At 36.3% G+C, this 13,148-nt stretch carries 12 protein-coding genes; all 12 read right to left on the bottom strand.

Annotated elements, in window-relative coordinates:
• Window positions 1–1,719 (bottom strand): vWA domain-containing protein, encoded by a 1,719-nt coding sequence (locus AACU25_RS19010; RefSeq protein ID WP_339382043.1) that lies wholly within the window; start codon window positions 1,717–1,719, stop codon window positions 1–3.
• A 98-nt stretch (window positions 1,720–1,817) separates the two neighbouring features.
• Entirely contained in the window at window positions 1,818–2,645 is an 828-nt protein-coding gene (locus tag AACU25_RS19005) for a hypothetical protein (RefSeq protein ID WP_096578248.1), read from the bottom strand.
• A 35-nt stretch (window positions 2,646–2,680) separates the two neighbouring features.
• The gene (locus tag AACU25_RS19000; protein ID WP_096578246.1) at window positions 2,681–3,472 is read right to left on the bottom strand and encodes an ARC6/PARC6 family protein; all 792 of its coding nucleotides are present in this window, start codon (window positions 3,470–3,472) and stop codon (window positions 2,681–2,683) included.
• Between the two features lie 48 nt (window positions 3,473–3,520).
• Window positions 3,521–4,288, bottom strand: coding sequence for a hypothetical protein (locus AACU25_RS18995; protein ID WP_096578244.1), 768 nt, complete (start codon window positions 4,286–4,288; stop codon window positions 3,521–3,523).
• Window positions 4,289–4,378: 90 nt separating this feature from the next.
• Entirely contained in the window at window positions 4,379–5,197 is an 819-nt protein-coding gene (locus tag AACU25_RS18990; protein ID WP_190445603.1) for a hypothetical protein, read from the bottom strand.
• A gap of 93 nt (window positions 5,198–5,290) precedes the next feature.
• Window positions 5,291–6,232, bottom strand: a complete 942-nt coding sequence (locus tag AACU25_RS18985; RefSeq protein ID WP_190445604.1) for a hypothetical protein — start codon at window positions 6,230–6,232, stop codon at window positions 5,291–5,293.
• Between the two features lie 8 nt (window positions 6,233–6,240).
• A complete protein-coding gene (locus AACU25_RS18980; protein WP_096578238.1) occupies window positions 6,241–7,530 on the bottom strand; it encodes a vWA domain-containing protein in 1,290 nt (429 codons plus the stop codon).
• Window positions 7,472–8,557, bottom strand: a complete 1,086-nt coding sequence (locus AACU25_RS18975; protein WP_096578236.1) for a hypothetical protein — start codon at window positions 8,555–8,557, stop codon at window positions 7,472–7,474. The genes AACU25_RS18980 and AACU25_RS18975 overlap by 59 nt, the downstream gene beginning before the upstream one ends.
• The gene (locus tag AACU25_RS18970) at window positions 8,554–10,653 is read right to left on the bottom strand and encodes a hypothetical protein (RefSeq protein ID WP_096578234.1); all 2,100 of its coding nucleotides are present in this window, start codon (window positions 10,651–10,653) and stop codon (window positions 8,554–8,556) included. Before AACU25_RS18970 ends, AACU25_RS18975 begins: the two co-directional genes overlap by 4 nt.
• A gap of 4 nt (window positions 10,654–10,657) precedes the next feature.
• Window positions 10,658–11,566 (bottom strand): hypothetical protein, encoded by a 909-nt coding sequence (locus AACU25_RS18965; RefSeq protein WP_096578232.1) that lies wholly within the window; start codon window positions 11,564–11,566, stop codon window positions 10,658–10,660.
• Complete coding sequence (locus AACU25_RS18960; RefSeq protein WP_096578230.1) at window positions 11,556–12,377, bottom strand: TRAFAC clade GTPase domain-containing protein; 822 nt, start codon at window positions 12,375–12,377, stop codon at window positions 11,556–11,558. Before AACU25_RS18960 ends, AACU25_RS18965 begins: the two co-directional genes overlap by 11 nt.
• Window positions 12,378–12,393: 16 nt before the next feature.
• The gene (locus AACU25_RS18955; protein ID WP_096578228.1) at window positions 12,394–13,140 is read right to left on the bottom strand and encodes a hypothetical protein; all 747 of its coding nucleotides are present in this window, start codon (window positions 13,138–13,140) and stop codon (window positions 12,394–12,396) included.
• Window positions 13,141–13,148 lie beyond the last annotated feature (8 nt).

The raw sequence follows: 13,148 nt of genomic DNA, 5'->3' as shown, positions 1-13,148 counted from the left end.
TTATGGTTTTTGAATTGCTTGATGATTGCTTTTAGATTTGACTTCAAGCAGAATTTTTCCTAAGTGTCGCTTATCACCAACTTTAAGTTCATGTATTGTTTTTGTCATCTTTTTTATAGATGCATACTCTTGATCAAACTGCATCATGATTTTTTCACCCTCCTTGTAAACTTTTGCAGTAATAGGGGTGAATCCTTCAGAGGCATTTAAGGGTATGTTTGCCTCATGGGAAGTACCTATTAAAAAAGGTTTTATACCCAACAGATATGGTGTCTGCTCTGTTTGTGTCCAATGTACTACCAGATAGGGTTCCTGGTTTAATTGTTCTTGCTCTGCTAAAGCAATCATCCAGCCAATGCAAAAGCCGAGGATGGCTGCACCTGATAGACGGCCAGGAATATCACCAAAAACACCAGCAGTAAGCAGAAAACCAATAGACCCAATAGCACCGCCAATAGTGCCACCAAATAAAGCTTTAGTTAGTTGCAAATTAGGTACAAAAAAGCGTGTTCCGCCTCCCACCAATATCCCTAAAATTGCCCAGCCAAATATTCTGCCAATAAGGTCTAGGATAGAGATGCCAGAAATCGGTAAAAATAGCAATTGACCGAAGGCTATCACTCCTATACCTGCGATCAGGCTAAGGACGGAACCAGCTATTTGTCGAATACAAATACCAAAGACAATTGCTCCTGCTAACCGACCAAAGAAATCCCCTAAAACACTAGCAGTCATCAGCCAAGCGCCAGCACTTAAGCCACCGCTAATACCACCAAAAACTATAGCCTTAGATAATGTAAGTTTTTTTAATTTAGGTATGAATAAGGACATAATACTGATTACCAAGGCACTAGCAATTGAGCCATGCATGACACCTTCAAGAATGGTAGGGTTAGGAATGCTCGTAAGTGGAACAAAAAGTAATTGACCAGATGCTCCAGCAACCATACCTGCAGTGAGGCTACCAACAGTGCTAACGCTACCTTCGCGGAGTGTTAAGAGGGGAAGGTGCATATAGGAGTTTTGTCCCATGATCAGAGCTAGTGATATGCCCATTGCTAGAAAAGCAGTCCAACCACCAATCCGTAGGGCAGAATATAATACGCCGTAATCTCCTGTGGGACTGGATTCAACTAATTGTTTGTAAATCGCCGCTTCAGCATTGCGGAAAGCTTGGTCAAACTGACCAGAACTTGCATAAAATACCAAAGAGCGATCGCCTGTCAGTTGTGCTAAATAATTTGTATCAGCATCACCAGTAGCAACTGCAATTAAATTAATTCTTTGATTTCTAGCAGATTGGGCTGATAAGTTAGTAAGACTTGGGGAATTTGGGACTCCATCGGTAAATAACAAGATGTTGCGTCGCAGATTGGTAGATTTTAACTCGCCTACAGCTTTGTCTATACCTTCAGCCATAGGAGTACCACCATCTTCTGACAGGGTAGCGATCGCATTTTTTAGTGTATTAGCATCAGTAGTTAAGGGAGAGGCAGTTTTAACTTCTAAGCCAAAACTAACTACTGCTAGTTGATCTTGATCCAAGTTGCGACGTTGCACAAAGTTGCTCGCAGCTGATTTAACTTCTGCCAATTTGCCACCAGCCATACTCCCAGAAGCATCAATTAACAAGACGATCGCTTGGGAGGGTTGTTGTGCAGATAGTGCTAGTTTGGTAAATGCTAGTAATGGCTCTCCTAGAACAATCGCAGATATCAAACAACCGATTGCACCATATAGCCCAAAGAGTAGGGGTTTATTTTTCCTTAATTTTATCCATATGTTTTGCATAGTTTTCTAACTTATTTCATATTCATTTAAGGAGTTCCCACTTCTGCCCAGACTCTGGTGTATTCTGAGTCAGAAGTATTATCTACAAAAGCTTCTACTCTAATTATTTCCAGTTTGCTCCCTGTTTCCAGAGGGTCACTAACTCTATTAGGTAGTTCAAAATTAGGCGGTTGTGGTATATTTGCTCGTAAATTAGTTGTAGATTTTAGTATTACAATTGTTTTAGGAGAAGGAACAACAGATGGAGTAATTGTTACTGGCTGGCGATTAGAAGGTATTAATGCTTCACCATAAGAAAAAGTCCCTACTTTGTTATTAACAGAACCTAGCCAAATCCAACCAATACCTTGATTTCTACTAGGTATGTAACTACTATTTATTGAAGATGGTTTTAAGCTCCTAGAGCTAGAAACTAAAACATTCTTGTCGGTAATATTACTATTTTGTAAACTCATTTCTAGGCTAAAGCTAGTCGCACCTTGAAGGGCTGCAATTTGTACAGTATACTTACCAGTTTCAGGAATAATCATATTGTTTAAAATTTGGTTATTTGGAGAATACATCCAAACACAAATATTATCTTCAGTCGTTTTATATTTAAATTCTTGCCCAGCAGTTGCGTCAAAGATATATGCGATAGATTTATTAGAACTAGCTTGACCTGATTCTTTTATTGTTTGATTATTGAGTGAGATTTTTTTAACGTTATTAGCAGTCAGAACAACTGAAGGCTTTTCTGGACAAACTGCTAAAGGTTGATGTATTTCTGTGGATACTAGAGAGTTATTTTTACACCCTAAAACACAAGCAATCAGGAATTTAAAAAGCAATAATTTTTGCAATGATTTTTTCATTATTTCATCTTTTAATCTATTGTTATATTTTAGATTTAAGGTATTTTTTCATAAGAACTTATTTTCCATACCCCATTATCACTATTTAAATAGTAGATATAACTATTTCTAAATTCTCCTGAATTTTCTTGATTAATACCTTTAGGAGTATGAAGATAAAGCTCTTCAAATACTCTTAGTTTTATATATCCTTGCTTGCCAGAATTATAAAAATTTATAACATTTATAATTTCTGATTTATTATATGTGTAATAAGAATTATACTTTTTTAACCAAGATAATGAACTATCAGAGTTGCTTAGTTCCGAATACAATTTCCCAGTTGTTAGCTGCTCAACTAAAGCTGTATCAAAAGGAGGCGCAAATATTAGAGGTTTAGCTTTGTACCATTTTTTTATTATTTCTAACGCTAGATCCTGAGTTAAAACAATATCTAATAATTTTATTTTTAAATCAAATTTTTGTTTATCTTTAAGTGCAGATACTTGGATGATATACTTTCCAGTTTTTGGTAACTTATCTCCAGAAATTATTTCATTATCCGGGCTATAAACCCAAGTACATATATTATTATTACTTGATAAGCTAATTCTTTCTCCTGATTTAGCAGCAAATTTATAACCAGTAGCTTTGCTAGGAATAGCGTAACCAGATTTTGTTAATGGTTGCTCATTTAATAAAATCTCTTGCACATCATTTTCACTAAGCGTAACTGTAGGTTTTGTAGGGCAACTCGAGGATGCTGAAGAATATGAAGGATATGAACCTCCTGATAAATTACAACCGTAGATAGTTAACATTGTTAAATAAAGAATTAGATTTTTCATTATTTTGATAAAATAATAGGTTTATATGATAAAAATATAAGTTTACAATCAAGGTGATGATTTGCGCTCAAACAACCAGCTATTTGAGCTATTACTCCATATCAAATAAATGCGATTGTTAGAATCTTTAAAACTTTTGCCGCTATTTAGGAAGTACCACAATTCAGCATCTACAATAGCAGTATCAGTATTTTGATTAATCAATTTAACATCGCCAATTTTTATTTCTCTCACGCTATTCCACCATTGTTGATACTCGGAGTAACTACCAGATAGCTTTTTAAAGCTAGGCGAAAGATGCTTCCAAGTTTCAGCATATTGACGGTCATTAAGGGCTATATAATGATTCCTAACAAAATTTGTAGTGTCTGGGTGATCTGTCGTCTCTATATTTTGTTGCCAAGATTGTGAAGATGAAGTTATTAATGCTTGTGAAACATCTAAACCGATTTTTAATTCAAAGCTTCTTAACCCTTTAGGTGCAGAAACTTGCATAATATATTTGCCAGTCTGAGATAAATCTTTACTAGTAATGAGTTGATTATCAGGTGCATAAATCCAGATACAAATATCATCATTAGTTTGATAATTTAGCTTCTGGCCAGACTTCGCTTCAAAGGTATATCCTAACGATTGATCTGCTTTAGCTTGACCAGTTTCAGTGAGAGTTTGAGAAGCTAGTTGAAGTTGCTTAACATTTTTACTATCTAGTAAACTCTCAGGTTTATCTGGACATTGAGGATTAGAAATATTTTTAGCTGATTTTGGGGATGTTCCACTACAGCCGCTATTAATCATTTGAAATATGATTGCCATAAATATTATTTTTTTTACCTGATACAAAGAAGATTGATAGCCTAAGCTTATAACGTTTATTTTCATGATAAAATTATTGAATATTGTTTCTTAAATACGTTTTACATTATTGATTTGCCAGGTATTTTTCGCCTCACGCCATGTTAAATAATATTTGATAGTTGCATAAAGTATTTTCCCTGACTTCATGTGGTACTTACATTTAATAGTTACTGTTGAAGTATCCCTGTTATTGTTTGTACCTACTTGCTGAGTATCTATAGAATTAACTTGTTGCCACCATTCCAAATAAGAACTATAACCATTTGGATGAGCTTCTTTATTGGATTGAAGTTCAAGCGTTAAACTGCTCCAAGCATCTTGGTAATTATGGCTGTTAATATTGGTATAGTAAGTATCAATCAGCTTTTCTGGTGATGGTCTATCAACCTGAGTTGGACGGGACGCACTATCTGAAATAGAAGACAGCGATTTTGCAGAATCAGAGGAAGCAGATTCTGCCGCCATATTCTGTAAATTCATTGCTAGCGAAAAAGTAGTAGAACCTTGAGGTGTAGAAACTTGAATAATATATTTACCAGACTGTGATAAATCTTTAGTTGTAATTAATTGATTATCTGGTGCATAAACCCACACACAAATATTATCATTGGTTTGATAACTTAACTTCTGACCAGACTTAGCTTCAAATGTATAAGCTAAGTATTGATCTGCTCTTATTTGACCTGTTTCTGTAACAGTTTTGGACGAAATCTGAAGAGGTTTAACATTTTTACTATCTAAGTAACCAATAGGCTTATCTGAACAACTTTTTGCTTGATTGATTTGCTTAGAAACAGCTTGCAGTGATGTTTGAGGCGTAACATGACAACCACCAATTATCAGTAGAATAACCCATAATGGTGGCATTAATATTAATTGATTATGAAATTGGTAATTATGATGCACACTCATGATTTTAAAAATTATATTTATCTCTGATTGGTAATATAGATAAGTAAATTAAAAAGTTTGTATTTTAGTGATATCCCATTTGTTAACTGAATCATTCCATACCATATAAAACTTTAAAGATATAGGAACTGTTCTACCATTATTCATGTGATAGCTAGTCCAGACATTGACTATGGACGAACTACTATTGGCATTTGCTACATAATATTTATTAATACTTACATATTTGACCTTATACCACCATTCAATAAATGAGTAGTATCCATTTGGATGAAGAGTCTTACTATCTTGAAGTGCAGGAGGTAAAATATCCCATGCTTTTTGATATTGATGATTATTAACTTTCGTATAGTAATCTTCTATAACTTTTTCTGGTGAGGGTTTGGAAATATTATTTGGTATTGAAGGGCTTGCTGTTGTCGTAGATGACGAATTGAATATGGGTGTTGAGTTTACAGGAACATTATTTGTCACTGAAGGGGTTTGTGTTATTGAGGTTAAAGGCCTAGATATAGCAGCCGAAGTTATGGGAACATTATTTAAAACTGCAGGGGTTGGTGTTGCAGTGGAGGAAGATCTAGATACTGCTGTCTCACTCTCTAAATTTATTGCTAGATCAAAAGTGGTAGAACCTTTAGGTGCAGAGACTTGAATCGTGTATTTTCCATTAGTTGGTAAATCACTGCTATTGAGTATGTGATTATCTGGGGTATAAATCCAAATACAAATATCTTGATTAGTTCTATAAGAAAGCCTTTGACCAGATTTAGCTTCAAAGGTGTAACCTAGTGATTTATTACTGCTTACCATACCTGATTCAGTAATAGCTTGGGTACTCAAAGAAACTGGTGTAACATTTTTGGGTTCGAGAACTATTTTTGGTTGAGTTGAACATTGAGCGGTGCTTATCTCAGTTGTTTTGTTGTTCGGGGAACAAGCAGTGATGATAGAGAACATTAAAGTAGCAAGGGAGAATGTAAGACTTTTCATAAAAGCAATTAATCCCTTAACGCCTCTTGCTTTAAGTATTGTCCCCAGAAGTAAAATGGCACTACACCACCGAGTCCTATAGCCATAAAAATACATCCCAGCATTATTAGTCGAACTGTTAAGGGAAGCGATCGCCCAAATACGCGGATCGTGTAACTTTGTGGTTGTGATTTGACTGCTGTAGCTCCTTTAGAAGCCACCTCAACCTGTACATCATGCTTGGAACCTCGTTCTGCATTGGGTTGGGTGTAGGTAATTTCATACTCCCCTAATAATGCATTCAGGAATAGCTGTAGATTTTCTGCAATAGTTTCTGCATCTCCAGAAAACTCGGCAATTCCCCCAGTTAACTTAGCAATTTCTGCTAACCGCTTTTTATCTACAAACTCTTCTTCAGGAACTTTCCCTGCACCTTTACCGATATTTGCACGAGTTGCTGCTTTACCAAGTTTATATTTTTGACCTAGCTGTTCTGGTGTTAAACCATAACCCAAGGTATGCACAGTAATATTATTATTCCTTTTCAGCAGAGTACTTAAAGTTTGAAAATCCTGCTCTTCATTTGAGGCATTGTGATAACCATCAGATAGTAAAATAATCGAAAGTCGAGGCTGTGGCTCGGGAGAATCTGCAAGTAAGTAAAAACGAGGGTCTTTAGTATTAGCTAAAAACTTGACTGCCTTCATCAGTGGCTCGTAGAGATTCGTAGAAGCACAGGGAGTTAAACTGGCAATATAATCAAGATTATTTTGTAGCTTAAAATCACTTGCTATAAAAAATTTATCAAGGGTTTCATTACTAATAGGATAGCCTTGTTTACAGTAAATACTAGATTTACCAAAAGGAACAATAGCTATTTGAGTATTACCACCACGTTCACTTGATACTTTAGTAAATTGACGGATAGCATTTATTGCCCCTACAATTTTTTTGCCCCCTCTACTATCGGGCTGATTCATACTGCCACTAAAATCCAGTAGGACTATAATCCAAGCAGGTGGCGGTACACTTTCTTCTGGGCTTTTCCAGTCTTGGGTTTTAAATTTAACTTCTTTTTTATCTACAAGTAATTTGAAATCCGTGTCCTGTAGACCCATTGCGGGTCTATCTTCTTCACCTTTAACCTTGATCCGAATAGTTATTTTGTCATCATTAACCACAGGTTTTCTAACAATTTCGGCTACTTTTACATTTGCCCAACTAGGAGAAGTTAGAGAAGCTATCATTAAGAGTGACAAACTAAGCCTGTGGGTCAAGGAAGCGATTGTAGTAGATAAAGCGGTATGTTTTGTTTTCATGATTACTATTTTTATTTGCTGGATGAAACGTTAAAACATAGTTATGTTTTAAGCGAATATCTTTGCGAGAGCTTAAACGTTGACCATTCAGTTCAATAGTAGAGAAATACTGTGGGTTAGGAGATAGCAATACTTCTCTATTTTTTAAAATTAAATCGGCAACGTGTAGAGGTAATCCAGGAATATAAATATGTGACTTATTGGCAGCAGAACCAATTCTAATTTTGCCTGTCCCAGGTAATTGAATTGATAGACCTTCTTCAATTTCATAAGCTTCACTATCATTGACAAATTTGAGTAGAGATTTATCAATGTAGGGAAAACTTTTATTAACAGGTTGTAATTGAGGATCAACATCTTCATAGTTAGGGCCTGTGTACTCAAAGCCTGTACCAGCCCTCAACGCACCTAGATAGCTGGGTGAATTAGTAATGCTGAATACTAACCCAAGCAACAAACCCAAAATAGAAAAACCTAAGGGATCTTCGATAGCTTTGAACTCACTAGGCATTCCGCCTAAAGTTGTGCGAATGATTTCAAAAATTACAGCAGCAAATAAGCTGGCAGTGCTAGCACCAATCACACTGATTCTGAAACGCTGCCAGAAGCGTTTGGGGTCGCCGGCTTCCATACTATGCCACCGCCAACTTAACCCTTCCGCAAGGCCAACAGAACTACCAATTAAGAGCCAGCCAATGGTTCTTACTATTGGAGTAGGAACGCGAATTTGCGGTAAGAAAAGAATTTGGGATATACCACCAGCAATTAAGCCTGCTAGAAGTCCTAAACCCAAGGCTATTAACAGAGGAGTTTTGGCAATACGAAAGCTGAGTTTAGGTCTTGTAGGGTTACTGATAAATATTTCATTCATCACCATCCCACAGGCTAGAGAAATGGCAATGCAAGGAAATAGGGTAATTTCAGGAAATTCATTGAATAGTCTTATATCAGTAAGAAAAAATTGACCCAAACTCCAACCAATTAATGCTGATGTTAAGCCAGCTAATATGTAAAGGTAAATTCTCATTTTATTGTTTTTTGATGACTATTACTTAAGGTCGTTTTGACTTTTGTTTCTAATGCTCTAATCGTTTCTTGTCCTAAAATACCATCTGGATCTCTTGAGAAAATATAAGAATTTTGATAATTATATATAGCCCTAACTATTTTTTTTCTTTCATCAGATTTTTCTTCTCTAACAGCTTTATCGTAATCAATATTTACATTCAAAACACTTTGAATAGCCGCAATAATTTCTTCACGGTTTATAAAATTATTTTTATTGTTAATATCTTTAACAATTGTTTCAATAGAGTTATTTGTCTTATCAAAATTTTGTTTATTGGTTGCTTTTTTTATTAATGCTTCATCAATATAGCCTGTGCTACCTTGTGATGATTTTATTGATGTATTATTTGATGGAATATTATTGTCCGTTTTGCTCTCGGAAATTGTTTCTGGAAAAACTTTTGAACCTACCAATAGACCACTAAAAAAGATTAAAATAGATAGAAGAATTACTATTTGAATTGGCACAATAAACTCCTGAAATAAAAAATATATAATACCTTCAACGAAACTAACATCTCGTTTCAAATTTAAATCAAAAACAACAGGTTCAGATGTATTTGTTTGTTTAACGGCAATTTTATCAAATACCTCTTTTGGTACAATACCCTGACTAATTTGATAAAAATAACCTGCTAATAAATTTTCTCCTAACTGCTCAAATAACCATGCAATATAATTGTATTGTTTAAGTTTATAGTAACCCGAATAGACGGGACTCCAATTACTAATTAAAAGTTTCCATGTTTCAATTGGACATTTCAAAAGCTGAGAAGGAAGATTAGATTTAGTATTTGCTGTCTTAAAATGATCGGAAATTAATTGCAAGTCATATAAAATATCATTAATAAATTCTTTACGACATGACTCCCAAGCACTCCCTTTTTCTACAAGTAACCAATGGATATATTCTGGAGTAATTTCTTGAGGCTGATTCAGCAATTTAGGTAAAAGAAATTTTATACTGTCAGCCAGTTTTTCTTTGGGCAAATAAGAGCGTATAGCCTTTTGAAATTCTAGAGAAATAGTTTGATTGTCATCAGGTTTTTGACCTGATTTGATATTCAACCAAACTAGAAACTTTAATATAGTTTCTGGAATCACCATTGCTCTGAGGGTAATTAGCCTCACCATTTGTGGGCTATAAATTTTTTGCTCAATTGCGGTTCTAGCTCCTTGTGCATCAAACAGGGTGTGCCAATATGCTGAGGTAATTTGGTCATTTGCTAGAGCATCTGCAATTACTTTCACATTTTCCGGTTTCACCTGGGAACTATTCATTAAACCGCGAATTGCAGACTTAAGAGCCTCTTCATCTGTTACAACTGGTGCTAAGACCTTAGGAGTGTTAGCAATGGCTTTTTGCAAAATTTGATAAGCCCGTGTCGAAGCAGCTTGAATCACCTGAAAACGCTCTGGTTTTTCTAGAGCCTCTACATTAAATGCCCAAGAAAGAGCTTGACCATTTTTATTAGCCTTATATTTTTTAGATGCTAAGGTGTTGATAGTTTGTAAATCATATTGCTGTTCTGGTGAGAGCAATATTGGTTCTGGTATATCTACATTAATCTTTGTGGCTTCTTGTGGTTGGGGTCGGAACCGGGTAGAAACTAAAGCAACGTCACATATATTAGGTTTCCCTAACTCTCTAATATCAAATGGGTTAAACGTAAGAGGAGTTTCTTGATCCTCCCACCAAGCCAATATAAGCCGCAGGTTTTTATAGCCGTCAGATCCATTAGAGAGGAGATAACGATACATAGAAGCACTACGACCTTTTTCATCGCGTCCTCGTGTGACTATAGCCACCACTGACCAAATATCTTCTCCTGTTCCTAGCACCCGACCGATAATTGCTGGTTTGTCGCTGGAAGCACCTTCAGCTACTGCAAATTCACGATTAGCAATAGATCGCTCAACAGCTTCAGGAATGCGCTCGATTGTGACATTCATGTACTGTCCAGTGAAGCCTAACGATACCCAACCGCCATCAGCAGTTTGCTGTGGGCGAATACCTGTACTAAATTCGTGAATTTCAATCGTTGATGGATTCATACCCTTAACCTTTATCTAATTCCTTATGGCGATCGCCTGTACATAACCAATAAATTGGAGCCACTAAGCCAAAAGGCCGCCAACGTTTAGGGTCTTTGATGACTGCTGCCACACCATCACGACCACGACCAAGTAAATTCATATTGGGTTCGGGAAAATTTTGCCCTAACATTCCAAAAGCTGAAGCAGTAAAGTAATCCACTCTACCTACTCCCATTTGCTGCCAAGTTTTCAACTTTCTACAGACTTGAGGAAAGCAAGCCTCTGCTAGAAAATCCGGCCTATGCCGATTGACCCATAACTCTGGCTGTTCGCACTTAGTTAGCACCAAGGCAATTTTTCTCAACCCAACGTTAATATCTGTACGGTCAAGCGCGGTTAGAAACTTATCTAAAGCTGTTGCATATTCAAAATCTTTGCGTTTGCTGTTGCCATCAACTAAGAACATGATGCCTGTAGCTTGTAAGCAATCTTCCATATAATCTTGTAGCTTTGAGTTCCCTGATTGTTGCAAAAGATCAGTAAAAAACTCTCCAGCATAGTCTTTGCAACTGATATTGAGATTCACTAATTGTGAAGCAATTGTGGCTTTAGGATTCTTCCAAGAAAGCTGACCCTTGAGGGTAATACTAAGGGTGTAATCTTTTGTATCAGATGCATTAGGATCAAGTCTTGTTTGTTCTAGTTGTAATCCTTGCTCGAGGATATTCTGTGCTTTAGCAACTAGCTCTTCTCCTGCCTCACCTACAGGGGTAACAGTCTGCACAGGGCTTTTAGGATCAGCATTGGGCCAGCGTGCTAAAGAAGCCATATATGCAGTTTTCCCTGAACCGCGATCGCCTATTACCCGCACCACTGCACTACTCTGTAAGGCTTCAGAAGCAGTGTATTTTTTTAACCAATCACGCATCATATCTCATCCTCTTACCTGTACTTAACCAATAGAGGGGGGAAATCAAGCCATAGGGTTGCCAACGATTTGGATCTCGCAAAACTGAATTTCTACCATCAGTCCCCCACTCTTCAATTCGGTTAGGACGAGGGTTATTGCGCCCAAGTACTCCAAATGTTGATATGGCATAAAAATGTAAATTTTTAGCAGGAATTTTATCTTTTAAAATACTTTTAGTTTTGGGTAGATGTACGTCAAATAAATCAATCTCTGGGTCTAAACGGCCTGGCCAGAGTTCCCCTCGTTCACACTTACTCATAGCCACAGCAAGGCGTAAATCATTAGCTCTGTCATGGCTATTCATTAATTCAGTAAAGCGTTGTAGTACTCGGCTATAAGTTTTGTCAGTTCCTTGTTTCCATTCCGTTAGCAAAATTAAGCAACCACTCACATCTTTTGTTAAGCATTCATCAATAAATTCTTGATGTAATGGATTTGATGAACCATGTTCTAGTTCATCAAATATTTCTCCAGGATAGTCTCTAACAGCTAATGTAAGTTTTTCTTTACTAAATCTATTTTTTACTTCTATATTAAATGAGTAGACGGCTAAATCATCAATTGTTCTTACTTGAGTAATACTAGGTTCTAAAGATGCAGCTTCCACAATAATACCTTCAGCTTTCTCTGCTAACTTTCTTGTATCATCATTAAGAGCTTGAATTTGAAAGTTATTATTTTTTCGGCTAGCTTTTGCTGGCTGATAAGCTAAGGCAGCTAGATAAGTAGTTTTACCTGAACTTCTTGGGCCAATAACACGAATGTTCCCCATCTTGATTCTAACCTTCTTATTTACTTAAAAAACTACCTAAATATATCCAAGGAAGTTCTAACAAAGAACGATTATAAATTGATGTAATAAAGCAACGAATTGATAAACCAGAGATACTTTTATTAATTTGTTCTAATTGCGATTGAATAGGACGGAAGTACCGTTGCAGACTATATAGATGGCGTTGTTGCCAATTCATTGATCCGCCATTTGGATTGTAGGCAAGCTTTGAAGCTTCTTCTCGCAGATTACAAAACATATCCGCCTTATTTAAACAAATGACAATATGTCTAGCTTTAGGGCAATCTTGACGGAAAAAGTCAACCCAGCGATCAAATCTATTACACCATTGCTGCTGAGTTAGAAATTGATCTACATCTACACCTGCTTGAAAATTCAACCCCCGATGCGGTGGGAGTATGAGCAAAATACCTTCACTTTGGCGGATTGTGTCCAAGAATCTGTTCCACTCATTTTGATTATCTGTTTGCCAGCTTTTTCGCCATACTTCTCCTGGTGTATCTATCCAATCCACAATCACTTGTTTATTACCTGTGGGTAGTCGTACTTGAATATCGAGATAGCGATCAATAATGACCTCAGTTTGTGCAATTTTTCCAGAAAATTCATCAAATCTAAGGTTAGATTTCAGAAAATCATAGTCTTGGTTAACAATCTTGATATATTCATTTTTAGGGTTAGCTAACTCCATTGCTAAGTGTGTTTTTCCAGTAGAGCGGTCGCCTATATAAACTACTCCCACATTGATTC

The sequence above is a fragment of the Tolypothrix tenuis PCC 7101 genome, assembly GCF_963874875.1.
GTDB classification, from domain to species: domain Bacteria; phylum Cyanobacteriota; class Cyanobacteriia; order Cyanobacteriales; family Nostocaceae; genus Aulosira; species Aulosira tenue.
The sequence above is the reverse complement of the archived record's forward strand: the minus strand, read 5'-3'. Positions and strand labels throughout refer to the sequence as shown.

What these genes read in the sequence shown, in the direction of transcription:
- AACU25_RS19000 (WP_096578246.1), bottom strand. Translation starts at nt 3,472, where the DNA reads ATGAAAAATCTAATTCTTTATTTAACAATGTTAACTATCTACGGTTGT.
- AACU25_RS18975 (WP_096578236.1), bottom strand. Translation starts at nt 8,557, where the DNA reads ATGAGAATTTACCTTTACATATTAGCTGGCTTAACATCAGCATTAATT.
- AACU25_RS18980 (WP_096578238.1), bottom strand. Translation starts at nt 7,530, where the DNA reads ATGAAAACAAAACATACCGCTTTATCTACTACAATCGCTTCCTTGACC.
- AACU25_RS18960 (WP_096578230.1), bottom strand. Translation starts at nt 12,377, where the DNA reads ATGGGGAACATTCGTGTTATTGGCCCAAGAAGTTCAGGTAAAACTACT.
- AACU25_RS18990 (WP_190445603.1), bottom strand. Translation starts at nt 5,197, where the DNA reads ATGCCACCATTATGGGTTATTCTACTGATAATTGGTGGTTGTCATGTT.
- AACU25_RS18965 (WP_096578232.1), bottom strand. Translation starts at nt 11,566, where the DNA reads ATGATGCGTGATTGGTTAAAAAAATACACTGCTTCTGAAGCCTTACAG.
- AACU25_RS19005 (WP_096578248.1), bottom strand. Translation starts at nt 2,645, where the DNA reads ATGAAAAAATCATTGCAAAAATTATTGCTTTTTAAATTCCTGATTGCT.
- AACU25_RS18985 (WP_190445604.1), bottom strand. Translation starts at nt 6,232, where the DNA reads ATGAAAAGTCTTACATTCTCCCTTGCTACTTTAATGTTCTCTATCATC.
- AACU25_RS18970 (WP_096578234.1), bottom strand. Translation starts at nt 10,653, where the DNA reads ATGAATCCATCAACGATTGAAATTCACGAATTTAGTACAGGTATTCGC.
- AACU25_RS18995 (WP_096578244.1), bottom strand. Translation starts at nt 4,288, where the DNA reads ATGGCAATCATATTTCAAATGATTAATAGCGGCTGTAGTGGAACATCC.